The organism is Sphingomonas sp. CCH15-F11, from assembly GCF_001557005.1.
In the GTDB taxonomy this organism is placed as follows: domain Bacteria; phylum Pseudomonadota; class Alphaproteobacteria; order Sphingomonadales; family Sphingomonadaceae; genus Sphingomonas.
In genome coordinates, this window is sequence record NZ_LSKG01000150.1 from 1 (window position 1) to 26,055 (window position 26,055).

The 26,055-nt window shown below is 66.3% G+C and carries 20 protein-coding genes and 1 tRNA gene; 9 read left to right on the forward strand and 12 right to left on the reverse strand.

From position 1 onward, the window contains the following. Together AX709_RS15420 and AX709_RS15425 are read left to right on the forward strand one after the other, a co-directional pair. A partial coding sequence (locus tag AX709_RS15420) for an FAD-binding oxidoreductase (protein ID WP_331709723.1) occupies positions 1 to 584 on the forward strand: 584 nt, incomplete at its 5' end. Between the two features lie 35 nt (positions 585 to 619). Then, positions 620 to 1,393 (forward strand): SapC family protein, encoded by a 774-nt coding sequence (locus AX709_RS15425; protein WP_066477337.1) that lies wholly within the window; start codon positions 620 to 622, stop codon positions 1,391 to 1,393. Positions 1,394 to 1,627: 234 nt separating this feature from the next. Here the strand turns inward: AX709_RS15425 and AX709_RS15430 are convergent, their stop codons facing one another. Then, on the reverse strand, positions 1,628 to 2,557 hold the full coding sequence (locus AX709_RS15430; protein ID WP_082731810.1) for an N-formylglutamate amidohydrolase: 930 nt from the start codon (positions 2,555 to 2,557) through the stop codon (positions 1,628 to 1,630). 26 nt (positions 2,558 to 2,583) lie between these two features. On the opposite strand from AX709_RS15430, the gene cpdR reads away from it, so the two are divergent. Together cpdR and AX709_RS15440 are read left to right on the forward strand one after the other, a co-directional pair. Continuing rightward, positions 2,584 to 2,961 (forward strand): cell cycle two-component system response regulator CpdR, encoded by a 378-nt coding sequence (gene cpdR / locus AX709_RS15435; protein WP_066550626.1) that lies wholly within the window; start codon positions 2,584 to 2,586, stop codon positions 2,959 to 2,961. A 163-nt stretch (positions 2,962 to 3,124) separates the two neighbouring features. Continuing rightward, positions 3,125 to 3,199, forward strand: a tRNA-Val gene (locus AX709_RS15440). 84 nt (positions 3,200 to 3,283) lie between these two features. Here the strand turns inward: AX709_RS15440 and AX709_RS15445 are convergent. The 4 genes from AX709_RS15445 to AX709_RS15460 all read right to left on the reverse strand — a co-directional run bounded on the left by AX709_RS15445 (position 3,284) and on the right by AX709_RS15460 (position 10,505). Next, the gene (locus AX709_RS15445) at positions 3,284 to 5,509 is read right to left on the reverse strand and encodes an alpha-galactosidase (protein ID WP_231727550.1); all 2,226 of its coding nucleotides are present in this window, start codon (positions 5,507 to 5,509) and stop codon (positions 3,284 to 3,286) included. A gap of 88 nt (positions 5,510 to 5,597) precedes the next feature. Then, the gene (locus AX709_RS15450) at positions 5,598 to 6,119 is read right to left on the reverse strand and encodes a hypothetical protein (RefSeq protein WP_066550627.1); all 522 of its coding nucleotides are present in this window, start codon (positions 6,117 to 6,119) and stop codon (positions 5,598 to 5,600) included. A 17-nt stretch (positions 6,120 to 6,136) separates the two neighbouring features. Then, entirely contained in the window at positions 6,137 to 7,753 is a 1,617-nt protein-coding gene (locus tag AX709_RS15455) for a hypothetical protein (protein ID WP_066477156.1), read from the reverse strand. A gap of 100 nt (positions 7,754 to 7,853) precedes the next feature. Further along, positions 7,854 to 10,505 (reverse strand): TonB-dependent receptor, encoded by a 2,652-nt coding sequence (locus tag AX709_RS15460; protein ID WP_082731812.1) that lies wholly within the window; start codon positions 10,503 to 10,505, stop codon positions 7,854 to 7,856. A gap of 140 nt (positions 10,506 to 10,645) precedes the next feature. Here AX709_RS15460 and AX709_RS15465 point away from each other — a divergent pair, with 140 nt between their 5' ends. Continuing rightward, entirely contained in the window at positions 10,646 to 11,359 is a 714-nt protein-coding gene (locus tag AX709_RS15465; protein WP_066550632.1) for a FadR/GntR family transcriptional regulator, read from the forward strand. Here AX709_RS15465 and AX709_RS15470 read toward each other — a convergent pair. From AX709_RS15470 to AX709_RS15495, 6 genes are all read right to left on the reverse strand, one after another. Beyond that, positions 11,356 to 12,063 carry an RraA family protein gene (locus tag AX709_RS15470; protein ID WP_066477164.1) on the reverse strand — a complete coding sequence of 236 codons (708 nt, stop codon included), beginning with the start codon at positions 12,061 to 12,063 and terminating at the stop codon, positions 11,356 to 11,358. The genes AX709_RS15465 and AX709_RS15470 overlap by 4 nt on opposite strands. 101 nt (positions 12,064 to 12,164) lie before the next feature. Beyond that, positions 12,165 to 13,259 (reverse strand): glycoside hydrolase family 113, encoded by a 1,095-nt coding sequence (locus AX709_RS15475; RefSeq protein WP_156454292.1) that lies wholly within the window; start codon positions 13,257 to 13,259, stop codon positions 12,165 to 12,167. Between the two features lie 21 nt (positions 13,260 to 13,280). Further along, entirely contained in the window at positions 13,281 to 15,092 is a 1,812-nt protein-coding gene (locus AX709_RS15480; RefSeq protein WP_156454293.1) for a hypothetical protein, read from the reverse strand. Positions 15,093 to 15,182: 90 nt separating this feature from the next. Continuing rightward, positions 15,183 to 16,985, reverse strand: coding sequence for a glycosyl hydrolase family 28-related protein (locus AX709_RS15485; protein WP_066550647.1), 1,803 nt, complete (start codon positions 16,983 to 16,985; stop codon positions 15,183 to 15,185). Positions 16,986 to 17,040: 55 nt separating this feature from the next. Then, on the reverse strand, positions 17,041 to 19,710 hold the full coding sequence (locus AX709_RS15490; protein ID WP_197417090.1) for a TonB-dependent receptor: 2,670 nt from the start codon (positions 19,708 to 19,710) through the stop codon (positions 17,041 to 17,043). 186 nt (positions 19,711 to 19,896) lie between these two features. Further along, on the reverse strand, positions 19,897 to 20,709 hold the full coding sequence (locus AX709_RS15495) for an IclR family transcriptional regulator (protein WP_197419090.1): 813 nt from the start codon (positions 20,707 to 20,709) through the stop codon (positions 19,897 to 19,899). Positions 20,710 to 20,861: 152 nt separating this feature from the next. On the opposite strand from AX709_RS15495, the gene AX709_RS15500 reads away from it, so the two are divergent. Further along, positions 20,862 to 21,602, forward strand: a complete 741-nt coding sequence (locus AX709_RS15500; protein WP_066477180.1) for an RraA family protein — start codon at positions 20,862 to 20,864, stop codon at positions 21,600 to 21,602. Between the two features lie 72 nt (positions 21,603 to 21,674). On the opposite strand, the gene AX709_RS15505 is transcribed toward AX709_RS15500, so the two are convergent. Then, on the reverse strand, positions 21,675 to 23,087 hold the full coding sequence (locus AX709_RS15505; protein WP_066550650.1) for an endo-1,4-beta-xylanase: 1,413 nt from the start codon (positions 23,085 to 23,087) through the stop codon (positions 21,675 to 21,677). A gap of 134 nt (positions 23,088 to 23,221) precedes the next feature. Between AX709_RS15505 and AX709_RS15510 the strand changes: the two genes are divergently transcribed. The 3 genes from AX709_RS15510 to AX709_RS15520 form a co-directional block, all read left to right on the forward strand. Further along, positions 23,222 to 23,965: an SDR family NAD(P)-dependent oxidoreductase gene (locus AX709_RS15510; RefSeq protein WP_066550652.1), complete on the forward strand. Its 744-nt coding sequence runs from the start codon at positions 23,222 to 23,224 to the stop codon at positions 23,963 to 23,965. Between the two features lie 16 nt (positions 23,966 to 23,981). Next, on the forward strand, positions 23,982 to 25,172 hold the full coding sequence (locus AX709_RS15515; RefSeq protein WP_066550655.1) for an enolase C-terminal domain-like protein: 1,191 nt from the start codon (positions 23,982 to 23,984) through the stop codon (positions 25,170 to 25,172). A 23-nt stretch (positions 25,173 to 25,195) separates the two neighbouring features. Then, positions 25,196 to 26,055, forward strand: an 860-nt coding sequence (locus tag AX709_RS15520; RefSeq protein WP_156454294.1) for an MFS transporter, incomplete at its 3' end; no start/stop codon positions are given.

The following is a 26,055-nucleotide window of genomic DNA, read 5'->3' on the forward strand; positions in this document are numbered from 1 at the left end:
CCCCCGCCGGCGCGCCGCCCGACGGCCCGGCCGCGCTGCTCGAACCAATGCTCGCCGCCGCGATCGCCGAGGGCATGGTGGACGACGCCGTCATCGCGGCGAGCGAGGCGCAGGCGGACGCGTTCTGGCGGCTGCGCGATTCGCTGTCCGACGCCGAACGCCGCGCCGGCCCGGCCGTCCAGCACGACATCGCGGTCGCGGTCGATGCGATGCCCGGTTTCATGATCGACGCCGCGCGCGCGGCCGAGGGGCGCTTTCCCGGCACGCATGCGACCGCCTTTGGTCATCTGGGCGACGGCAATGTCCATTTCCACGTCCGCGCCCCGGCCGGCGTCGATGCCGCCGCCTGGTATCGCGACGACGCGCCGGTCATCACCGCCTTCGTCCATGATCTGGTGACGGCGGCGGGCGGCACGATTTCCGCCGAACACGGCATCGGCCAGATGAAGCGCGACGAACTCGCCCGGCTGGCCCCGCCCGGGCGCATCGCGGCGCTGACCGCGATCAAGCGGGCGCTCGACCCGCTCGGCCTGTTCAATCCGGGCAAGCTCGTCGCGCTTGCGCCCGGCGATGCGACGCCATAGACGCGCTGCAAATTTCCCCAAATCAGGAGACGATGATGGCCAGCGCGCCGCAGCAGCAGCTTCCCTTGTTCTACAACCAGCTCGAACCGCTTTCGAGCCAGTCGCACGCCGATTACCGCGTGCGCGCGGCGCGGCTGGCGCCGTTCCTGGTCAATGCGCACGCGGTGCCGGTCACGGTCGAGGAATTCCCGATGGTCCAGCGCCGGATGCCGATCGTGTTCTCGATCGGTGACGACGGCGTTCCGCTCGGCCTGATGGGCCTTAACGAGGGGGTCAACGTCTTTTTCGACGAGACCGGCAAGCTGCTCGACGACGGGCTGTACATCCCGGCCTATATCCGCCGTTACCCCTATCTCCTCGCCCGGCTGCGCCCCGACAGCGACGAATTGTCGCTGTGCTTCGATCCGACGTCGGACACGATCGGATCGTTCGACGACGGCGAGCCGCTGTTCGTCGATGGCGAGCCGAGCGAGCTGACCAAGGGCATCCTGCAGTTCAACGAGCAGTTCGAACAGGCCGGCCAGCGCACCGCGTTGTTCATGAAGGAGCTGCGCGACCTCAAGCTGCTGATCGACGGCGAAATCTCGATCCAGCCGGACGGCGCACCCCAGCCGTTCATCTATCGCGGCTTCCAGATGGTCGACGAAAAGAAGCTGGCCGAGCTGCGCGGCGACCAGCTGCGCAAGATCGTCCAGAACGGGATGCTGCCGCTCATCCATGCCCATCTGTTCTCGATGGGGCTGATGCGCGACCTGTTCGAGCGCCAGGCGCGGCAGGGCAAAGTGCCCGGAATCACCGTAAACGCCTGAGCCGGAATGTGATTTGCGGGAAGGCACAGCCCGGCGGGTTGTTGCCTTCTTGCGATTTTCGACAGCCCGCCGCTTGAAAGCGCGGGACGTCTTCCTTATGTAGATCAGGCACGGCGCGCCCGCGTTCCCCCCTTTCGCGGGCCCGTGCGGCACATCCTCGGATGTGTCTCCTCCCTGAACCTTGGCCACCTCGTGCTTCGTGCACGAGGTGGTTTTTTATGTGCGGCGCGCCCGCTACTCGGCGGCGGCGGGCAGGACGGTGATCGCGTCGCCGATCGCGTCGATCAGCCGGCGGACCAGCCGCGCGCTGGCCGCGACACCCTCGGGGTCGGGGCGGTCGAGCGCGGGATCGAGATACAGCCGCCGGTCGAGCTCGATCTGGATCGCGTGGATGCCGCGTGCGGGATCGCCGTGCCGGTCCAGGATGTGCCCGCCGGCATAGGGCGCGTTGAGCGCCGCGCGCATGCCATGGCCGGCCGCCGCACCCTCCACCTGCGCGACGATGCGCGCGCCCGCCGACGTGCCGAACCGGTCGCCGATGACCAGCCGGGTCAGGTGATGCGGCGGCGCGAGCGGCGGCATGGAATGGAGGTCGATCAGCACCGCGACGCCGAACCGCGCCCGCGCCGCGGCCAGCAGCCGCGTCAGCATCGCGTGATAGGGTCGATGGTCGCGCGCGATCCGGTCGCGGACATCCTCGGCCTCGATCGGCCATTTCCAGATGTCGCCGACCGGGCTCACCCGGCGCGGGATCAGCCCCAGCCCGCTCTTCGCCTTGGCCGACAGCATTGCAAGCGCGCTCGCGCCGCCGGCCTCGACGCGGGGATCACGGTCGCGCTCGGCACGGTTCAGGTCGATCCACGCGCGCGGCCTGCGCTGGATCAGCATCGTTTCCGTACCGCGCGCGGCGCGCGCGACGGCGTCGACATGCCGGTCCTCCAGCGCGCGGATGGCGTCGACGGGCACGCGCAGCGCCGCGGTCAGCGCCGGGGGGTAATCGCGCCCGGCATGGGGCACCGACACGATGACCGGGGTCGCCGGCTCCGCCGGACCGATGATATCGAACGAGGGAATCGCCGCTGGACTGGCCACTGGTCCGGAATAGGGACTGGTCCGTCGACCGACAATCGGGCGCGTCTGGAAAATCTTTACCGGTTGCCGCATAGACGGTGCGGTCGCGGAGGTTGACGATGATCCGAATCTTGCTGGCGGAAGACGATACCGCCATGCGCGAATATCTGACGCGGGCGCTCGAACGCTCGGGCTATGCGGTGACCGCGGTCGACCGCGGCACCGCCGCGCTGCCGCTGATCGAAAGCGAGCCGTTCGACCTGCTGCTCACCGACATCGTCATGCCCGAAATGGACGGGATCGAACTCGCCCAGCGCGCGTCGGAAATCGTGCCGGCGATGCGTGTCATGTTCATCACCGGCTTTGCCGCGGTAACGCTGCGCGCGGGCCAGACGCTGCCGCAGGCGCGCGTCCTGTCCAAGCCGTTCCACCTGCGCGACCTGGTGATGGAGGTCGACCGGATGTTCGAACGCGAGAGCATTCCGTCGCGCAACTAGGGGCTGTTTCAGCCAGGCTGAGCCAGGCGCTTTACCGGCACCGATTTCGCAAAGCTGAAAACGTGTCTGGCGCACGACCGCGGCGTGGCGGCGCCGTCGCACCGAATCGCGCCAAGCGTCTTGCCAGCGCGCACGCGGCCCGTTATGGGCCTCACTCCCCGGCGGGCGTGTAGCTCAGTGGTAGAGCACTGTGTTGACATCGCAGGGGTCGCAAGTTCAATCCTTGCCACGCCCACCATCGAAAACCCCGCTTTCTCGGCAAGAGACGGCGGGGTTTTTGATATCCGGCGCTGATGTGCGTGATTTCCGGGGCGGCCGGGCGTCAGGGCGCGGCACGGCCGGTCGCGTCGGTGCTGTCCGCGATCTGGTCGAGCACCCAGCCCTGAGCGACATAGTCCCCCCGCATCGGCCCTTCCCAGCCGATGTTCATCCAATAGGCGCCGCTCCGCACCGTCGCCGCGGTGCCGGCATCCGCGCCGAGCCGGCTGAGCCGGTAAAGCCGGTCCGGTACCAGGCCGGCGGCGCGCACGTTCGCCAGCGGCTCCAGCCTGGAACTGCGATGGAGATAGGCGAGCACGACCATCTGTTTGCCGTCCGCGCTGCGATAGGCGACGGCGGACCGCGTGCTTTCGGGGGCGGGGCGCTCCAGGCGGAACAGGTCGCCGTGCTGGATGGTCGCGCGCACGCCCTTATAGGCGGCGACCCACTTCGCCGCCTCGGCCGCTTCCGCTTCCGTCCATTTGCGCAGGTCGACGCCGATGCCGAGCGCGCCCTGCATCGCGGACAGGAACCGGAACGCTAGGCTGGTGCGGCGGTCGTTGGCCCAGTGCGGACTTTCGGTCACCCAGGCGGTCATGATCTGGGGGGCATAGGCCTGGGTAAAGCCGTCCTGGATGAACAGGCGGTCGAACGGGTCGGTATTGTCCGACGGCCACACCCCGTCGGCAAAGCGCAGGATGCCCAGGTCGACCCGCCCGCCGCCGCCCGCACAGCTTTCGATCTCGAGCTTGGGGTGCCGCCGCTTCAGCTCGGCCAGGATCCAGTAGAGGCCGTGAACATAGTCGACATACAGCCGCTGCTGGTCTTCGGGCGGGGCGCCGATCCAGCCCGGCTCGGACCAGTGGCGATTATGGTCCCATTTGAGGAACGCGATGTCGTGCCGACTGACCAGCGCGTCGATCGCATCGAGCAGGTGCTGGCGCACATCCGCGCGCGCCAGGTTGAGGATCAGCTGGTTGCGCGATTCGGTGCGCGGCCGTCCGGGCATGGCGATGACCCAGTCGGGATGCGCGCGATACAGGTCGCTGTCGGGGTTGACCATTTCGGGTTCGACCCACAGGCCGAAATCCATCCCCAGCGCCCGGACCCGCGCGATCAGCGGGTCGAGGCCGGCCGGAAACTTGGCCGGGTTGACGACCCAGTCGCCCAGCCCCGCCTTGTCGCTGTTGCGCGCGCCGAACCAGCCATCGTCCATCACGAACCGCTCGACCCCCAGCCGGGCGGCGCGCTCGGCGAGCGCGATCTGCTGGTCGGCGGACACTGCGAACTGGGTGGCTTCCCAGCTGTTGTAGAGGACCGGGCGGGGCCGCGCGTCCGGCCCGCCGGGCAGGACATGGCGGCGCTGGAACCGGTGCAGCAGCCGCGAGGCGCCGCCCATGCCGTCCGCCGAATAGCCGCCATGAAAGTCGGGCGAGGCCAGGGTCTCGCCGGGCTGGAGCCGGTACCCGAAATCGAACGGGTTGAATCCGCCGACGACGCGCACGTCGCCCATCGCGTTGCGGTCCACGCTGATGCGCCACGACCCGCTCCACGCCAACGCGCCGAACCATACGGGCCCGCCGCTCTCGCTCGCCGACCCCGCGCGGTCGATCGCGAACCAGGGATTGGCCTGGTTGCTCGTCACCCCCCGGCGGCTTTCCAGCACGGTCGTGCCGCCGCTCACCGCGCGCAGCTGACGCTGCCATTCGGCGCCCCAGCGGCCCGACAGCGAATGGAGCCGGTAATCGTCGCCCTGCGGCAGCGTCCAGGCGGCGGCGGCGAACTGGTCGACACGCAGCGGCGTCCGCCCCGCGTTGCGCAGGCTGGCGGATCGGGTCACGATGCCCGTGTCCTCATCGATCCCGTAGGACAGGCTGACACTGACCGGGCGATCGATGTCGCGCAGTTCGACGATCAGCCGGCCGCCCTCCACCCGGTGCGCGTGATAGCGCAGGACCAGATCGCGCACCCCGTCGGGCCAGGCGATCTTCACCGCCGGTTCGGTGTACAGACGCCCGCCCCAGGCGGGAAACTCGAGCGGCGCGATCGAGTTGACCGGATCGAGCCCGGACAGGTTGGTCAGCGCCCGGGGCGCGAGCCGGTCGTCGCGGCGCAGCGCCGGTCCCCAATAGATGTGCTGGACCGCGCCATCGCCCGTCACCCCGAAGGCATAGGTGACCCCGCCGCCATCGAGGCGAAAGCTGCGCCCGTCATCGCCGACGCTGATCCGGGCCGACGCCGTCGCCGACCACAAAGCCGATGCAAATGCCGCGACCAGCAGTGCCGCCACACGGCCGCCAATCCGGCGCGCAACCCCTTGCACCCGCTCCCCCCAAATGCGTCGGACCATGCGTCGAACTACCCCCTGGCTGCCATGTTCAGAACGGCACGCCAGCATCGGGGACATTGTCTTCCTGGGTCAATGTCACGCCGGGCGGGCGCACTTCAAAGCCGGCGCGCCCGTTGCTGATCGTAACCGACGCCGGGTCGATGGCGAGCACGCGGAAACCCGCGCCGATCGGATCGCCGCGCCCGGCGTCGCGCGTCGTGCCGCCGTTCAGGCGATAGCGGATGCGGCCGGGGTCGCCGGCCTGCGTGATGGCGACAAGCTCGAAGGCCAGGCGTTCGTCGCCCGGCAGCACGACGCGCGCATCGACGGCCAGCGGCGGCTCAGTCAGCGGCAGGGAAGGGGGCTCGACCGCGGCCGGCGGCTGCACCACGGCGTCCGGCACGACCGGCGGCGGGGGTGGCGGGACGGCCGGGCCGGTAATCACCCGGCCCGGCGCGTCGTCGCCCCAGTCGTTTCCTGTCCAGACCGCAGCGCCGACCAGCCCGGAGAAGACGACGCCGGCCAGGATCCAGCGCCACCGCGGTTGGCCGCGTCGTGGGCGACCGGCCATGGCGTCGTGGTGTCGGCTCAGGGGGTCTGCGGCCGGTCAGCCGCGGGCAGCGTGTTGTTCCGGCCCCAGTCGGCCACGCCCGGACCGAACAGCGGCCAAGGCTTGCTCCCCAGATAAGCCGGCTTGCCCGGCGCATAGAGCGATGCCGGGAAGGTGCCGTTGGGATCGATTTCGACATCGGGCGTCACGACGGTTTCGCCTAGCCGGTTGGCGCCAACCTTTTTCACGATATTGGCACCGTTGTACGGACCCTGCGATCCGGTGGAGGTGTAATCGATCTTGGTGTCGATCTGGTCGTTGCCGACAATGGTGATCCCGAAATGCGTGAAGTTGCCGGAGGATGCCGGCCCCTGGAGCGCGATGCCGTTTGCACCGTTGATCCCGGGCCGGCGCAGCTGGTTGCGGTACATGGTGTTGTAGAGGCCCTGCGTCTCCAGCATCCCGGTGTCCGACCGCCCGTCAAAGATCAGCACCGCGCCCTGGTTGCCCTCATACAGGTTGTTGTGCGCGGTATAGCCATGCATGTCGAGGTCGCCCGAGGTGCCGAAATAGCCCGGCTCCGCGCTGTTATATGCCACGACGCAGAAATTGGTGCCGATGTGCAGGATGATGTGGTGGCGCAGGTTCCACAGCTTGTTGTTCGACACCTCGCAGATCGACACGGCGCCGACGTTGATGCCATAGGCCTTGCCCCCGTCCCCATAGCCGGCGACCGGATCCACCGAATTGTGAACGTCGTTGTCGGTGACGAGCGCGTTGTAGACGGAGCCAAGCGAAATCCCGCCGGACACAAGGTTCTTGACCTCCGTGCCCCGGACATGCGCGTTCCAGGCGTAGCGGATGAACAGATTATGAGTTCCCGCGGCGGCATTGCGGGTCCGCGTGATCGTGAAATTCTCGAACGCCACATTCTGGATCATATTCACTTTGACGAAACGCGGCTGGCCGGGAACGGTCGCGGTGCCGTTGTAATTGAGCCCAAGCCGGCTGGCGAAGGTGACGCGGCGCGTCGCCGGGTCGATCGCGGTAACGCGCAGGAACTGTTGCCAGTTGTGGCCGCTAAAGCCGTTCGACCGCGAATTGTCATAGACGCGCAGGATGTCGTTCACCGCGATGCCCGACACGTCGGCGGCGATCATATAGTCGTCGCCGCGCATCGGCACGTTGGTGATGGTACCGATTTCGGTCGAAAAGCCGCCGCCCAACAGCGTGAACTGGGCATTGGCACTGCTGGGCGCGGAGATGACGAAGGTCGTCAGCCCCTTGCCCGCACCGCGGATGACGATGTTCGACCGGCTGATCGTCACCGACTTCTTCAGTTCATACTGGCCGGCGGGGAAATAGATCACCATCGGGTTGGGGCTGGAGGCGGCAATGGCCATGATCCGGTCGGCGACGTCGCTGCCGTCGTTGGGGACGATGACATTCGCCGCACCGACCAGCGATGCGTTGGTGACGTCACGCACTGTCCAATAGGTGCTGCTGAAGGTCGAACGCGGGTTCCAGCCGCCAAAGGTGGGCAGATAGTCGGTCGGCACCTCGCCATAGCTGATCTGGGCGTTCGCGCCGCCGGACCAGCTCATGCCCAGTCCGGCCAGCAACAGGCACAGCATTGCCGCGATCCGTTTCATCATCCTCGCCTCCTGTCGGCGGCGGAATGCCGCTCTATTTGAACGGATCGTTATGACAGTTCCGATTTGAGATCAATCTCAGAAGTTCATTCCGGGCATCGCATCACAAACTAAAGGCAAATCCCAGAAAGTAGCGGCGATCGTCGAGGATCGTCGTGACCCGCCGTGCCGCGATGCCGTCGTAACGGATTTCAGGCCGTTTCAGCAGGTTCTGGGCATCGAAGGTCAGCCGGAGGCCGCGGCGCAGGTCGAACTGGAACGATCCATCGAGCTGGTTCTGGTCATCGATATAGCGGCTGCCGCCGGCGGCCACCGACTGGACGTTGAGGAGGTAGCCGCTGCGCTGGGTATAGGCGAGGCGCGCGGTGACCGGGCCCTTTTCATAATAGCCGATCAGGCTGAAGCTGTGCTTGGACAAGAGCGGCAGCGGCAGGGTGCGCTGGGTCAGCGGGTCGACGATCGGCGTCCGGCTGCTGGCATAGGTATAATTGGCCTGCACGCCCAGCCCGTCGAACGGCGCGGGCAGAAAGCTCAGCTGGTGCTGATAGTTGAACTCGACGCCGCGTACCCGCCCGTCCGAGCCGTTCTGGGGCCGGGTGATCAGAAACGTGTTGCCGGTGCCGTTGGCGTTGATGAACCCGTCGATCGTCTCGACCGTCGAAACCAGCGAGGTGAAGGACTTGACGCTCTTGGTAAAGGCGGTGACCGCGAGCAGGTTGGCGCGCCCGAAATACCATTCGAGCGACACGTCCGCCTGGTCGGCCTGATACGGGTTGAGCAGCGGATTGCCCCCCGTCCCGGTCAGGTTGACGATGTTGATGTTGACCCCGGGCGCCAGGTCGCTGAGCGGCGGCGTGGCGAGCACGCGCGCGCCCGCGACGCGGAGCAGGAGGTCATCGCGCAACTCGAAGATCAGCGTCGCGCTCGGCAGGAACTCGTCATAGCTGCGGTCGTACCGGATCGGCAGGAAGCCGCCCTGGTTGGCGGTGAAGCCCAGCGCCTCGCGGTTGGTGCTGATCCAGCGGACGCCTGCATTGCCGCGAATGTCGATGCCGAACAGCGTGCCGTCCAGGTCAACGCGGCCATACAGGGCATGGGTGCGCTGCTGGACATTGTTGCTCTGGCCCACCGAACGCTGCGGCGTATAGCCGAACCCGGCGCGCAGCGCCGCCAGGTCGACCGACCCGCCCAGGAAGTTGTTCGGGAACAGCCCGCTCAGCCCCTCGAGCAGGTTGGTGTCGCCGAGCCCGGTGTAGCGAAGTCCGGGAATCTCGTTGGCGGTGACGATGCCGTCGCGATTGGTGTCGGCGATGGCGACCGCGCCGGCGAGCGTCAGCGGCGCATCAAATCGCTCGGTGTTGAAGCCGCGATCCTCATAGCGATAGCCGACCGCCACCGCCTTGAGCAGCCCTGCGCCGATATCGCGCACCAGGTCGACGCGCGCCGCCTTGGCATCGTTGTCGATGGTGTTGAAGCCGTCGACCAGGCCCGACAGCTGGTAGTTGGTCGGATCGTTGACGTCGAAATTGCCGGTCAGCGCATAGGAAGGCACGTCGGTCGGCGACAGCAGGTCATAGGTCACGTCGACGGTCCGCCCGGCGCGCGGGACGACGATCGGCGTCGCGCTGTTGCCGGTGACCGGCGACGTGCCCGAGCTCAGCGAAACGTCCGCCGAGATGCGCCAGTTGTCGGGCGTCCAGGTGACGTTGCCGCCCAGTACGTAGAGTTCGGAGCGGTCCTGTTCGTAATAGATCAGCGGCCGCTGGATGATGCCGGCGAACCGGCCGGAAGTGACCGTGTTGCCCGTCCCCACGCGGGCACCGACGTCGTTATCGTTCAGCAGCGTCTGGAACCGCTGCGCGCCGGCGAACGCGTCGAACTGGTTGTACGTGCCCTCGATGTTCACCTCGAGCGTTTCGACCGGGCGATACTGCACCGCGCCGCCGATCGTCAGGCGATCGGCACGGCGCGGCAGGCGGATCATCGCGAACCGGGCCGGGCGGTACAGCCCGGGATCGTTGACGCCGTCGCCATTGCCGTCGACGCCGCCGGTCAGCACATAGTTGGACAGCTCCTGCGTCTGCTGCTCGTTGTAGATCTTCTGGAACGCAACGTTGAACAGCACGCCGACCCGGTCGTCGAACAGCCGGGTCGACGCCAGCGCCGACCCGCGAAAGCCGTATTTCTCGGCGATGTCGGCATATTGCCCCTGGGCGCGCAGCGCGAAGGTGCCGGCGGGCAGGTCGAGCGGCCTTTTGGTGCGCAGATTGACGGTGCCGCCCAGGCCACCCTCGATCTGGTCGGCGGTCGGCGATTTGAACACGTCGATCGCGGCGATGATGTCGGGGCTCAGCACGTCGAGCGCGGCCGAGCTGTCCGGCGTCGGCCCGACAAAGGGCCGGTCGTTGACGAGGACGGTGTTGAGCGAGATGCCGCGAATGGTGAAATTCTGGCCCTCGCCGTTGCGGCGGGTGATCTGCACGCCGGGAATGCGGCTCAGCGTTTCGACGACATTCTGGTCGGGCAGCTTGCCGATATCCTGGGCGGAAATCGAATCGACGATCGCGACGGCATTGCGTTTGGTCTCGATCGCCTCGGCGATCGAGCGGCGCAGCCCGACCACGACGATCTCGTCCTGCGTTTCCGGCTGGGCCGCCGGCTCGGCCGGGGGCGCATCCTGCGCCAGCGCGGGCATCTGCCACAGCGCCGAGCTCGCCATCAGGCCCATGGCAACACGAACCCAACCTCTCATCATCAATCCTCTCCCCGACGATTATGCTTATAACCTATCTGATATGTTAAAGCCTGTCGTCGGTCAATGCTTGCCCTGTCGGATTCTTATCTCATATGTGAGATGGGCGACCGATGACGTGGGCGAGGCCAAAAATGCTTGAAATGGAACGGATCAATCCGGACAAAGCGCTTCTGTCCGACATTGTCGCCCAGCGCCTGACCCAGCAGATCATCGCGGGCGCGATGATGCCGGGCGACACCCTGCCTTCGGAAGGCGACATCTGTCGCGCGATGGGGGTCAGCAAGCCCGTGGTTCGCGAAGCGGTGCGCAAGCTCGCGGCGCTCGGCATCGTCGAGATCCGCCAGGGCAAGGCCAGCACGATCGGCGAGCTGGCACCCGAACCCGTGCGTCAGATGCTGCGCTTTGCGATGCACATCAATCCCGACGGGCTGAACGAGGCGGTCGACCTGCGTCGCGCGATCGAAACCCATGCCGCGGTGCGCGCAGCGGAGTACATCACCGATGAGGAGATCGACCGGCTCAAGCAGGTGCTGGCGCAGATGGAGGGTGCGCTGGCCGACCATGACCGGTGGGTGGCGCTCGACCTCGAATTTCATCAGCTGATCGCGCGCGCGTCGCACAATTCGCTGATCGCGTTCATGATCAACGCGCTGTCGGATTCGATGCGCGAGGTGATCTCGACGCTGCATGCCCAGATCAAGGTGCGCGACGACCGGACGGTCGAACGTCACCGCGCCGTCGCAACCGCGATCGCCGCGCGCGACCCGGCGGCGGCCGAAGCGGCGATGCGCGATCATTTCGCCGCCACCCGCCCCGTGATCGAGGCGATCATGGCGGAACGATCGGGGCGCTAGAGGCGTCCGTATTTCTGGTATACCGCCTCGGTATCCGGATTTTCCGCGAATTCGGTCCGCGCCGAATTCTCCAGTCCCGCCAGACGTTCGGCAGCTTCCAGCACTGCGACGGTCAGGGCCTTCGGGATCGCAAGGACGCCGTCCTGATCGGCGAACATGAAATCGCCCGGATGCACGGTCACCGTCGCGCTCATCGCCCCGCGCAGCGTGATCGGCACCTGCCAGCGATAATAGGACCACCGCTTCTTCGCCTCGACCGGCGAACGATAGCGCGCGAAGACCGGGAACCCCATTTCGCGGAGCAGGCGGACATCGCGGACGCCGCCGTCGACGATCGCGCCCACCGCGCCGTGCTTCACGCCAAGCGTCGCGTTCATCTCGCCATAATGGGCGACCCGGACGTCGAAGCCGCAGTCGCGCACGTCGACGCACGGGTAACGCATCTCGCTGAACAGCCGGATGCGGCGCTGGCTCAGCTCTTCGTCGCCCATCGGGTCGGACACGCCCTGGATGGTGAAGGCGGGGCCGACGACCACCGATCCGGGCTCGATCGGCACCAGGTCGGTCGCTAGCACCTGGTTGGGATACCCCATTTCGTCGAGCACATCATAGATCGCGCCACCGTAAAGCCGGGTATAGCGGACACGCAGGTCCTCGACCGCCGCTACATCCATCGATTGCCCGTCATCCCGCACGCCTGTCATTTTCACTCCCCTCGCGCATATTACCAATCACATATCGGATATGTTATTGGCATTCAAGCCGGAGCAGGCGGTGGAGGATGCAGGATGCCGAGCGGATGGGCTCAGCGTGCGCGACCGACCGTCGACCAGCGCCGAATGACGGCTTCCGCGGGTTTGCCCTGCACGGTGAAACCCGTGTCGCCGCCGGGTTGGGCGTAATGCGGGCGCTGCTGCTGCTCGTCCCATTTCCACAGCTGGCAACCCGCCCACCACGGCTCGTTCCAGAAGGTGCGGAACATGCCCTCCAGATAATTGGCCTGGACCATGCCGTCATAGGGGGCGGCGTTGCGATACTGGCCCGTCGACTTCATCCCGCCCTTGACCGACCGGATGCCGGCCTCCGACCAGAACAGCGGCTTGCCGATCGCGGTCGCGATTTCGCGATACTGCGCCCGCAGCGGAGACAGGACGCGGACCACGTCGTCCGGCGTCGGCGATTCGGGCTCGGGCAGGTCGGGGTAGAAGCTCAGGCCGACATAATCGACCTCGCGCATCCATGCCTGCACCGCCGGATCCTTCATCGAATCCTGATGCGCCGCGACGCACAGCGGCCCGCGATAGACGTCGCGCACCTTGGCCACGGTCTGTCGCCACAGGTCGGTCTGCGGATAGGTGCCGACCAGCTCGGCACCGACTGCGAACGCCTCGACATCCAGCATCGTCGCCATGCGCGCATAGTAGAGCATCGCCTCGTTCATGCTGGCGAACCAGGTCGGCCAGTAGTTGTTGGTCCGCCCCAGGATCTGCTGGTCGTCGAGGGGCGGGAAATTGATCCGCCCGCGCCAGCTGCTGTCCTGAATGTCGAGCAGCGGCTTGAGCAGCACCTTGATCCCGCGCTTGTGGAAGCGGTCGATCACGGCGGCGAGCTCGAGGTCGTCGGCGGTGTAGGTGAAATCGCGGTACATCCGCAGGCTGCCGATCGTGTCCTGCATCAGCATGACGATCAGCGACACCCACTTGACCCCGATATCGGCCATCGCATCGACATCGGTCGCGCCCTTGGCGCGGAAATAGCCCTGCTTGGCCAGATAGCCATAGTTCATGCCGTGAAAGAACAGCCCATGGTCATCGCCGGGCGCGGCGCGCGCCGTCCCGGCGATGATCCCCGGAACGACCGGCAAGGCCATTGCACCCGTCAAAATGTCTCGCCGGTTCATTTCCGCTTACTCCTTCGTCGTTCAGTAACTGGGGCTGGCGTCGCGTCGCGCCTTCTGGTCGAGATACAGCGACTGCGGCTCGAGCGTGGCGCCCTGGTTGATCAGCTCGGCAAAGTCGGCCGGGGCGAGGAACGCCGCGCCGTTCAGGTTGAGGCTGGCCGTATTGCCCCGCGTCCCGATGACATAGCCGAACCCGAACTGGTGAGAACGCACGAACACGTTCGTCCCCAAATCGTCCTTGATCAGGTTCCAGAAGACATTCTGGGTTCCCGTCACGCCCCCGCCGTTGCTGGTGGTGCCGCGGTTCTGGCTTTCCCAGCCCGGACCGACGATGCGCATGCCGTCGACCAGATTGGCGTGCGCCAGGCTGCCGTGATAGTCCGAAACCGAAACCGGGTTGATCGACGCGCCGCCCAGGAGCACGTTGCCCGATGCGGTCAGGTCAGACATCTGGAAATTGTGCCGCCCGCCCTCGGCATAGGCGTTGCGGATCAGGTTCTCCTGCGCCGACACAAAGAACAGATAGCCGTTGCCGCTGCCCAGCCGGTTCTGTGGAAACGAAATCGAGCAGTCGAGCACCGAAATGCCGCGCGCCGACCGCGTGATCGCGATGCCCAGCGACTGGATGTGATAGGTTGCGTTCGCCTGCGGCTTGAACGTGCGGACATTGCGGATCCACCCGTCCATCACCCCGGTCACCCGGATCATCACCGCGTTGCTCGTTTCATAGGCGGCGGTGCCGCGGGTGTTGATGTCCGCATCGGTCAGGCCGGGCTGGGTGTTCTCGCGCATCGCGAGATACAGGTTCTCGATCCCGACATTGGTCGATACCGTGCCGGTCCGGTAGATGCGCGGGTTGTTGCCGGTCGTCGCATCGGGATTGAGGATGTAGCGCACCGGGATGTCGAGGCGCAGCTGGTTGCCGGGCAGGATCGCCTCGATCCGCCGCATCGCCACCTGGCCCTGCGCCCAGTTCGCCGATCCCCAGCAACCATTGGCGTTGCAGCCGTTCTGGTTTGGTCCCATGCCGTGCAGATCGCGGAACGCCGGGGTCAGATCGGTCCGCACGATGATCGACTGGCCGACCGCCAGCCCCGCGGTCGATGCGACGGTGATCGTGCGCGTCGGATCGTTGGTCGCGCTGGTGACCGCGACGGGCGTCGTCGCCTGGTCGGTGAACCAGATGTCGCGATTGTCGGTCGGCCCCATATCGATCATGCGCTTGGCGCGCATCACCGGATCGTCGTTGAAGACGTAGGCCTGGGGCGTGCCGGATGCGTTGGTCTGGCCGCGCAGGATCACGTTGCTGCACGGCAGCCGCAGCGCATAGGGCGCGGTGCCGACCGGGCGGATGCGATAGCCGCCGCCGGGCAGGAACACGACGCCCCCGCCCGCCGCGCAGACCGCATTGATCGCGTTCTGGATCGGGGTTGTGGCGTCGGCAGCATTGGGGTTGCTGTTCGCGCTATAGCTATTGTCGGCCCCGAACTGGGTGACGACGTTCACCTGATGGCCGTTGTTGAAGCTGGTCGGGATCGGCGCGTCGCCCATCGCATAGCCGGCGTATGAGAAGTCCTGAAGGAAACGGCCGGACGAATCCTTGTTCCCGCCCTCATAGAGCGGAAGCCAGTTGGCGGGATAGAGCACGCTGCGAACGGTGCTGGCCGACTGGGCGGCGACCGTCGACAGGGCCGAAAGCCCGTCTCCGGTCGCCGGCAGCCGCACGGCACCCGCGGAGGTTGTCGCTGTTCCGAGCCACCCACTGCTACTCGCCAGCGCCGCGCCGGCCAGCGCCAGCCCGCCTAACACCAACGCCACATATCGTCTTGCCATCTCGCCTCTCCCAGTGCCCGCACGTGCTTTGTGCACGCCGGTATCAGACTTAAGATATCCGATAGGTGACGGCTTGCCAATGGCAGGGGTTCAGTAGTTCGGATTGGCGTCACGCTTTGCCTTTTGGTCGAGGTAGAGCGAGGTGGGGGTCAGGTTGACGCCGTTGTTGAGCGCCTCCACCCAGTCCGAAGGTGCCGAAATTGTCGGCCCCCCCACATCGACCGACGCGGTGTTGCCCCGCGTGCCGATGATGTAGCCCCACGCGAACTGCTCCGACTGGATGAAGATACCGCTGGCGGTGTCGCCCTTGATCACGTTCCAGAACACATTCTGGGTGCCGGTGATGCCCGCGCCGTTGCTCGTCGAGCCGCGGTTGATCGTCTGCCAGCTATTGCCGATCGTAGTCACGCCGTCGATCAGGTTGGCGTGCGACAGGGCGACGTGGAAGTCGTTGGTGCCCTCCGAATTGATCGTGCTGCCGCCCAGGATGACGTTGCCCGACGCGCTCATGTCGGTGATCTGGAAATTGTGCCGGCCGCCTTCGGTCACGCTGTCGCGGATCAGGTGATCCTGACCGGCAACGACCATCAGATAGCCGTTGCCACCGCCCAGGCGGTTCTGCGGGAAAGACATCGAGCTGTTGAGCACCGAGATGCCCCGCGTCGACGCAGACAGCGCGATGCCGATCGAGGACAGGTGGAAATTCTGGGTGTTCACCGCGGGCCGGAAACTGTGGACGTTGCGGACCCAGCTGTCCTTGGCCCCGGCGAAGCGGATCGCCTGCGCGCCGCTCGTCTCGTACGCGGCGGTGCCGGGCGTGTTGATCACCGAATCGGTCAGGCCCGGATTGGGATTTTCCCGCATTCCGATCGCGATGTTCTCGATCCCGACATTATAAGTGGCCGGCGTCGTGCGGTAGGCGCGCGGGTTGTTGCCCGTGCTGGGATCGGGATTGAGCAGGTAGCGGATCGGCGCGTCGAGGCGGATGCGGTTGCCCGACAGGATCGCCTGTACCGTGCGGTAATAGAGCAGGCCCTGGCCCGATCCGTCCCACCAGCAGCCATTGGCGGTGCAACCGTTGATGCCCGCGGTCATGCCATGCTGCGCCTTGAACGCCTCGGTCGTGTCGGTGCGGATGACGATCGGCGCGCCGACCTGAAAGGCGCTGGTGCTGCCGACGGTGATGATCCGCGTCGGATCGGTCACCGCCTGGGTCACTGGCGTCGGGGTAGACACCTGCGACGTGTACCAGATGAACCGGTCGTCGACCGTGCCGACGAAGATGACCCGCCGCGCGCGCATATTGGCCAGGTCGTTGAACAGGAACGTCGCCGGCCTGCCCTGGGCATCGACCGCGCCGCGCAGGATCAGGTTGTTGCAATTCAGGTTCAGCGCGGCGGTGTTCGTCCCCTGCGGCCGGATGCGATAGGTGCCCGCCGGCAGGAAGACGGTGCCGCCACCCTGGGTGCAGATCGCGTTGATCGCGGCCTGGATCGCGTTGGTGGCGTCGGCCGAATTGGGGTTGGTCGTCGCGTTATATGTGTTGTCAGCGCCATATTGCGTGACCGCGTTGACCATGCGGTTGTTGCCGAAGCCCGTCGGGATCGGCTTGTCGCCATTGGCGTAGCCCGCATAGGAAAAGTCCTGGAGGAAGCGGCCGGCCGCGTCCTTGCTGCCGCCTTCGCCCACCGGCAGCCAGCTGTCGGGATAGAGCGCCGACCGGATGAGCGAAGTGACCTGGTTTGCGAAGGTCGGCAGTGCCAGCTGAGCGGCGGCCTCCGGCTGCGGACTGGTGAGCGTGCCCGACGGTGCGCTCGCCGTAAACGCGAGCGCACCGAGCGCCAGGAGGCAGGTCCCGCCGACAACGGCGCCGAGCGAATGCGCGTGCTTCATCGTGAACTCCTGTAAAAAAAGAGCCCGCCGAAGCGGACTCAAAGTGGGAGAGAGGTCAGAAGTTGAAGGATGCGCCGAAATAGAAGCGCCGGTCGTCGCGCCATGCCGTCGCCAGCCTGTTCTCGGTGCCGATGAACAGGGTGCGGGTCGATCGGGTCAGGTTGATCGCGTCGACCGTCAGCGTGAAGTTGGGCGAGATCTTGTACGAGGCCGAGGCGTCGAGCTGGCCGTAATCGTTCTGGAACACGCTGCCCCCCTGCGATGCCGATTGCTGCACGGACAGGAACTTGCTGCGATAATTATAGGCGACACGCAGGTTGACCCCGTCGCGTTCGTAATAGCCGACGAGATTGTAGCTGTGCTTCGACAGGTTGGGCAACGACAGCCGTTCGCCGCTGAACTCGTCGATATTGGGGGTCGAGCCGTTGGCATAGGTGTAGCTGAGGTTGAGCCCGAGCCCGTCGAGCGGCGCGGGCAGGAAGGTGAAGGCGTGGAAATAGTTGAACTCCACGCCCTCGATCTTGCCGTCGCTGCCGTTGGCGGGCCGGCTGATGATGTAGAGCGAGTTGGTCGTGCCCGGCGCGATGATCTCCGGATGATCCTCCTCGACCTGGATGGTGCGGGTAAAGGCGGACACGTCCTTCTTGAACAGCGCGACCGACAACAGGCTGGCCTTGGCGAAATACCATTCCGCCGACAGGTCGTACTGCGTCGCGGCATAGGGATCGAGCAGCGGGTTGCCCGCGCTGCCGGTGTTCGATGTCGGGTTGAACGAAATGCCCACGCCGGTGAGCGACAGCGGCGGGCGGGCGATCACCTTCGCGGCGGCAAGGCGGACCTGGAAGTCAGGCGTGAACCGGGCCGACAGGTTGGCCGAGGGGAGCCAGTTGTTGAAGGTCGCGCCCTGCTCCACCGGCAGGGTGGTCGTCGCGTTGACCAGGCTGAACCCCCGCGACAACCGCTCGCTGCGGACATAGCGGACGCCGGCATTGCCGTTGAGCTCGATCCCCGCGATCTCGCCGCCGAACGTCGTCATCGCGAAGCCGGCATAGGTATCCTGCTCGACGTCGAACAGCGTCTGCTGCTCGAGCGCCAGGTCCTGGGCGGTGCGGTTGCGGCCGAAGCGCGCGACAAAGGCGTTGATGTCGAAGCTGCCGACCAGGATCGTGCGGGGAAAAGCGCCGTCATATCCCTCGAACAGCGTGTTGGACTGGCCGTTATAGGCGAGGCCCGCAATTTCGTTGCCGCGCAGCGTGTCGCCCGGCGTCGGGTCGCCCGCCGCCAGCTCCGCCGGGGTATGCGTCCGGCCGACGACGCGCTGCTCGAGCGTCTGGCGCTCGTAGCGTCCGCCGACCTTGAACGATTTGATGAAGCCCCAGTCGACTTCATAGGTGGCGTCGAAATCGACATCGCGCCCGCGGTTGGTCGTCAGGTAATTATTGTCGACGACGGTGAAGCCCTCGAAGTTGCGCGGGTTGGTAACGTCAAAGTTCGACGAGATGTTGTAGTTGGGCATCGGCGCGTCGGCGGTCGACCAGTCATAGGTGACGCTCGCGGTCTGGCCCGCGGCCTGGCGCAGCACGACGACGAAGTCGTTGCCGGCATAATAGTTGGCGCTGCCCGACGTGCCGTCGTTCGCGCCATCGGCGTCGCCGAGCGAGATGCTGCCGTTGACGTTCAGCGTCAGCGGACCAGATTCGAAATTGACGTTCAGCTGGTGCGCGTTGGTTTCGGTCAGGCTGGGGCCGCTGAAGATGATCGGGCGGATCGTCACGCCGTTCACCGTCGCCTGGTCGATCGTGCCGTCGGCGAGCGCGACGACATTGGTCAGGTTATTGGTGAACAGGATCTGGTTGGCGTTGCGCGTGCGGTCGGTTTCCGACCGCGAATAGAAGCCGTCATAGGTGAAGGTCAGCGAATCGATCGGCCGGAACTGGACGGTGCCGTTGAGGCCGAACCGCTCCATCTGGTAGCGCAGATCATAGGTCTCGATCCGGTTCGGGCGGAACAGCCGCGGTGCGCTCGCGCCCGGACCGGTGGCGGTCAGGCCGTTGACCTGGGAATAGCCGCGGGTGAACAGCCCATAGGTGCGGCCGTTGAACACCGACCCGGTGGTGCTGACCAGCACGCCCAGCCGCCCGTCGAGCAGCTGGCCACCGACCGCCAGCGCGCCCTTGGCACCGAACCGCTCCGACTGGTCGCCATAGGATCCGTTGATCCGCCCGGCGAACAGCATGTCCTTCAGGTCGAGCGGGCGGCGGGTCTTGAGATTGATCGCCGCACCCAGCCAGCCCTCGATGATATCCGCCGACGGTGATTTGATCACGTCGACCGACGCCAGGATTTCTGACGGAAAGTCGTTCAGATTGGGGTCGCCGTTCGACGACGCGCCGATGAAGTTGCGGCCGTTCAGGAGCGTGCGGTTCAGGTCGATGCCGCGCACGTTGATCCGCGATCCCTCGCCCTCCAGCCGGGTGATCTGGACGCCCGGAATGCGGCTCAGCGTTTCGGACACGTTCTGGTCGGGCAGCTTGCCGATATCCTGGGCGGAGATGCTGTCCAGGATGTTGGCGGCGTTGCGCTTGGTGTTCAGCGCATCGGCGATGCTGGCGCGGATGCCGGTGACGACGATGTCGTCGGATTCCGCGGGCGGTGCCTCATTGGTCTGGTCGGGTGTATCCTGCGCGGCTGCCGATGCCGACCAGAACAGGCTTGCCGTCGACATCGCCAGCATGCTGGGCGCGAGTCGAATCAGGCGCGTACGGACCGTTCGCATATTTTCCTCCCCTATCGCGGCGGTCCGGCTTACGCCGAATCTCACCGATCGTTCCAATATGGGTGGAAGTCATATGCGGTTCTGTTTTGGACCTCAAGCCCTTATTCATTCCTATTTGAACATGGCCGACAAAGTTCAGATTGCTCCGAGTGATTTCGACAGATTCTGGGACGCGGCGATCAGCAAGGGCATGATTCGCCGCTCCTGCGCCATGCTGTCGGGCTGCGCGAAATAGGTCACGCTGATTGCGGCGATCGCCGTGCCGTCGAACCCGAATACCGGGGCTGCCAGCGCGTGGACGGCCGCATTCCATTCCCCGCGGTCGCGGCTGATGCCTTCCGCCCGGATTTCCGCGAGCGCCGCGCGGATGACCGCGGGATCGGCCATGGTCGCTGCGGTGAAGCGCTCGAGCTCGCCCGAAAGGACGCGCTCGACCAGTGCCGGCGGCGCAAAGGCGAGCAGCAGCTTCGAGGCCGCACCCGCGTGCATGGCAAAGGTGCTGCCGACCCGCGACGTCGGCGCCATGTCGCGGCTGCTTTGCACAACGTCGACGACCTCGGCGCGATCATCGCTCACGACGCTGAGCTTGCACGTCTCGCCCGTCTGCGCGGCGAGTTCCGCAAGCACCGGATGCGCCGCCTTCAGCAAGTCCGCCCGGCTCATGTCGCGCCGGACGCCCTGGGCCAGCGTGATCAGCCGAAAACCGAGGCGAAACCGCCCGTCCGCGAGCTTGCCGACGATGCCGCGGGCGGCAAGCGTGTTGAGAATGCGGTATACGGTCGATCGCGGTACGCCCGTCGCGTCACAGATCGCGCCGATGCTTTCCCCCTCTTCGGACCCGTGCAACAGGTCCAGAATATCCAGCATCTTGTCGATGACCGGAATGCGGTGGACGGACTTTCCCCGGTCTTGATCGCTTCCATCCGCGTTCATGGTCTCGTTCAGCATGCTCAGGCCCTTCGCTGATCGCGGCATATTCAGCATCTGAACCCGACAAGCAAGCCGCTGCCCCGTCACCATTATAACTCGATTGACATCAGTTCATTACTGGAACATCAAGCACGCAAATCCATTGGTGAACATTTCTCTGCGGAGGGGATATGAGTGAGCAGTTGCGCCGCGAAGCGGCGATGATGGACATCGACGCGCTGATCGAACAGCGCGAAGGGGTGTCCGCCGATCCGCTCTCGGTCGACCAGACCGAACTGCTGGCTCGGTATGAGAAACTTTACACCGGCCTGGTCAGCGACGTGCTGCGCGAAATGCTCATGCTCGACCAGGCGTTGCCCGGCGCGCTCATTCCCTTGCGGCCCGAAAAGACCGTCGCCGGCATCGCGTTCACCGTCAAGAGCGCGCCCAACGTCAAGATTACTGGCGAGATGGAAACCCGCACCGAAATGCTGTCGGCGCTGACCCCGGACGCGTTCATCCTGTGGGATTCGTCGGGCGACGAGCGCGCGACCCTGTGGGGCGGGGTGATGACTGCGACCGCCAGCGGCCTGGGCGTCCGGGCCGCCTGCGTCGACGGGGGCATCCGGGACACGCACCAGGTGCTGCAAAAGGATTTTCCGGTCTTCTACCGCTATCGCAGCCCCAACGGGTCGCTCGGCCGGTGCCAGATCACCCATTATCAGATCCCGATCAAGATCGGCGACGTGCTGATCAAGCCGGGCGATGTCGTGCTGGGCGATATCGATGGCGTCGTCGTGGTGCCCCGTGCCCAGGCGGTGGCCGTGCTGGAACGCTCGGAGGCACTGCGCCGGTCGGAGGAGCAGATTTTCGACTGGGTCGAGAACGGCGATAGCGTCGAACAGATTACCGCACGCGGCGGCTATTTCTGATGCGGCGGCCCCGGGGCTCCCCCCCGGGGCGTCGTCCGGCGGCATTGCTCCCCCCCGCCGGTGGAGGCGGGGTCATGGCAGCGATACGAGCCAGTTGGCGTCTTCTCCGGGCGCGAGTGCGCGCGCATCGACCCATCCGCCGGCGTTCGTCTCCACCTCGATCCGGTAGTCGCCGTGGAACAGCCGCATGTCGGCCTGACCGGCGGCATCGGTCGTGGCGCGCACGTCGCTTTTCCATTCGGTGTTGATCAGCCGGTCGAGCGCCAGATAGGCGGGCTTCGGCCGCAGGCTGTCCTTTTCGAGCAGCCCGCCGTTCCAGCGGTCCTCGCCGGCATAGGCGGTGCCGTCTGCCAGGTTCCACCACGTGATCGCCTCGACCTTCGGATGCGAGAACCACAGGCGATACAGATTGCGCGTCCACGCCGCCTGCATTTCGGCCCCGCCGAACTGCGGCAGGGTGGGAATGGTGATCTCCGTGACATGCAGCGGCCGCTCGAGCCGCGCATAGAGGTCGAGCGCGGCAAAGAGCTGGCGCGGCGTGCGCAGCTTCCCCGCCAGGCTGTCGGCAACCTCGGCTTCGGCGAAGTAATGCATCTGCAGCCCGACCGCGTCGACCCGCTTGCCGCGCGCGATCAGGCTGCGCAGCAACAGATAATAGGGCGTGCCATCGCCACCGATCTCGTCCCATGCCTCGGGCGTCGCTTCGTTGACCAGCAGCGTCGTATCGTCGGGAAATGCCGTGTCGGCCGCATCGAGCGCGATCGCCGGATAGTCGGGCGGCATCGCATCGGCCGGGAAGCGCCGGCTGCTGTGCAGCACCTCGTTGACGACGTCCCACACGCCGATCCGGCCGCCGAAGCGATCGGCGAGCATCCGTGCCCGCCGTTCGATAAGCGCAATCCGCTCGGCGTCGTCGCGCGGCCAATAGGCCGGGATCGACAGGTCGGGCTGGTTCCACACCAGGACGTGCCCCTTGGTGCGCAGGCCCCAGCGTTCGGCGAATGCCAGCACCCGCTCGGCCGGCGGGCGGCGATACAGGGGGGCGCTTGTCTCGTCGATGCGGTACGCTCCCGGCGTCGGTTCGAAATCGCGCCAGTAAAAGGGCACCGTGACGATGTTGAACAGCCGGGCAAAGGCCGCTTCCCACGCTGCATTGCGCGCAGGGTCGGCAAAGCCGCCGACCATGAAGCCGTTCGCCCCGAAGTTGAAGTGGTGGCGCGTCTGCCTGACCCGGACCCGCCCCTGGACAGGTCTCCCGGCACGATCGCGCAACTGCAGCCGGATGTTGCCCATCCGGTTGGCCCGGATGCCGTCGGCGATCCGTCGCTCGACCTCAGGGTCGCTCCACAGGCGCGTCCAGGCTTCGGGTGATGTGCTTTCCGGCGCGGCCGCGATGCCGGGCGCGACCAGCCCCCCGCCGGCCAGTCCCCCGCCCATCAGCGCCATCATCGCGCGCCTGTCCATCGCGATCGCCTCGATTGTCATCCTGCCCAACTCCAGTGCTTGTTCCGCACCAACATATCGGATATGTGATACTAACGCCATGCTTTCGTATATGAATAGTTGACGCTCAAATTCTCTTTTGACAAGCTAAGAGCATAATTCATGAGGAGAGGGTATTGAGCGGGGGTGCAGAATGCCGGGCCGCCCTGGTTACCGGGGGGACCCAAGGCATTGGCCTGGCAATCGCCGCGGCGCTGGTTGGCGCGGGGTGGCGGGTCGCGATTCACGGCCTTGACGATCCCGCCGCGTGCGACGCCGCCGCGGCGCGCTTGTCCGGCGTCCCGATCCTCGCCGCCGATCTCGCCGATCCGGGCGCGGCCATCGGGCTGCTCAACCAGACGCGTGCGGTGCTGGGCGATCCCGACTTGCTGGTACATTGCGCCTCGGCCGAAATGCGCCGGCCGCTGGTCGCGTTCGACCGTGTCGAGGCGGAGCGCCAGATGGCGATCAACCTCTGGGCGGGCGTCGAGCTGATGACCGGAGTGTTGCCGGCCATGGCTGCGCGCGGCTGGGGCCGGATCATCGCGATCGGCAGCGTCCAGCAGGTGAAGCCGCATCCCGACATGCTGGCCTATGCCGCCAGCAAGGCTGCGCTCGCCAATGCCGTCCGCAACATCGCGCGGCAGGTCGCGGGCGACGGGATCACCGCCAACATCATCGCGCCCGGTGCGACGCTGACGCCGCGAACCGCGTCGGTGCTCGCCGATCGCGCATATGCCGACCGTGTCCTTGCCGCCATTCCGGCGGGGCGGTTCGGCACGCCCGACGACATGACCGGCGCCGCGTTGATGCTCGCCGGCGACGCCGGGGCCTATATCAACGGCCAGACGATCTTCGTCGACGGCCTGATGAGCTTCTGACCGACAGGAACCTTGTATGAAGATCACCGACATCCGCGTCCGTTGCGTGGCGATTCCGATGAATTGCATGCTCCGCCACAACACCGGCGTCCACCCCGGTTACCTGATGCGGACCATCCTCGAAATCTTCACCGACGAGGGCGTGGTGGGCCTGGGCGAGGTTGGCGGCGGCGACCAGCGCGGCGCGCTGACCAAGCTCGCGCCGCGCATCATCGGCATGGACCCGTTCCAGCTGGAAACGATCAAGCTCAAGGTGCTGCGCAACATCTATTACATGTCGAACGCCCGGCTTTATGCGGCGATCGAGATGGCCTGCCTCGACATTCAGGGCAAGGTGCTGGGGCGGCCGCTGTCCGACCTGCTCGGCGGATCGGTCCGCGACGCCGTTCCCTTCATCGCCTATCTGTTCTGGCGCTATGACCGGCCGGGCGGCGGCGACGACACGCGTGCCGAGGACCTTGCCGATCACTGCGAGGAACTGGCCGAGACGCTGGGCGTGCGCGCGATGAAGCTCAAGGCCGGCGTGATGGACCCCGGTGAGGAAGCGCGCGTGCTCGAGCTGTGCCGCGAACGGCTCGGCCCCGATTTCGGCCTGCGGATCGACCCGAACGGCGTCTGGTCGGTGGCGACCGCGACGCGCATCGGCCAACGGCTCGAACCCCTTGGCATCGAGTATTTCGAGGACCCCGCCTGGGGGCTGGAGGGCAATGCCGCCGTGCGCCGCGCGGTGCGCATGCCGATCGCCACCAACATGTATCCCGCCAAGTTCGACGATCTGGGTCCGGCGATCCGGCTGGGCGCGGTCGATATCGTGCTGACCGACATCCATTATTGGGAGGGGCCACGCGGCGTGAAGGAGCTGGCGGCGGTGTGCCGGACCTTCAACCTCGGCGTCGCGATGCATTCGGGCGCGGAGTTCGGCATCGAGCTGGCGGCGATGATCCATACCGCGTCGACCATCCCCGAAATGCGCTTCGCCGGCGATGCGCATTATCATTACCTGACCGACGACATCATCGAGGGCGGGCCGATGCGGTATGCGAACGGCGCGATCCGCGTGCCCACCGGTCCGGGCCTGGGCGTCACGCTCGATGAGGACAAGATGGCGCATTACGAGCGCTATTACGAACAGGTCGGCGACTATTACGCCCGCTTCCACGTCGATCCGAAGCGGCCGGACTGGATGCCGATGGTCGGCGCGCTCTGACCATGATGTCGCGGGGGCAGGGCATGGTCGCCTTGGCGTTTGCGCTGGTGGCCACGCTGTTCTTCATCTGGGGCTTCGCGACGTCGACGGTCGACACGCTCATCCCGTCGGTCCGGTCGATCTTCGATCTGACCTATCTCGAGGCGGTCACCACCCAGTTCGCCTTCTTCATCGCCTATGCGCTGATCTCGCTGCCGGCGGCGGCGCTGCTGGCGCGCATCGGCTACGCCGCGGCGATCGCGGTGGCGCTGTCGGCGATGCTCGCGGGCTGCGTCGGCATGGCGCTGGCCAGCCGTGGCGACAGCTATCCCGCGGTGCTGGCGGCGCTGTTCGTGATCGCCAGCGGCGTCACCCTGCTCCAGGTCGCGGCCAATCCCCTGGTCGCCGGGCTCGGTGCGCCCGAACGGTCGCATTTCCGGCTGACGCTGGTTCAGGCGTTCAACTCGATGGGCTCGATCGCCGGGCCCTATATCGGCGCGCTCATCCTGCTCGAAGGCGGCATGTTCGCGGCGGGCGGCGACACCGGGGGCGGCCGCGCCGCGTCGCTGGCCAAGATCGAGACGCTGTTCGGCGCGCTCGGGATCGTCGTCGCCGGCCTGATCCTCGGCGCCTGGCTGAGCCGGCGGATCATCGACGGTGCCGCCGCATCGCCCCGGGGGTCGGCCCCCCCGACCGCGGCGATCGGCGACCGCTGGTCGCTGGCGGGCTCGGCCGCGATCTTCCTCTATGTCGGCGCGGAAATCTCGATCCTCAGCCTGCTCATCAATTTCCTGTCCGAACCCGTGATCCTGGGCATCAGCCATGAAGCGGCGGGCAAGCTGCTCGCGCTCTACGGGATCGGGCGGATGACGGGCCGCTTCATGGCTGATGCCCAGGATCACGG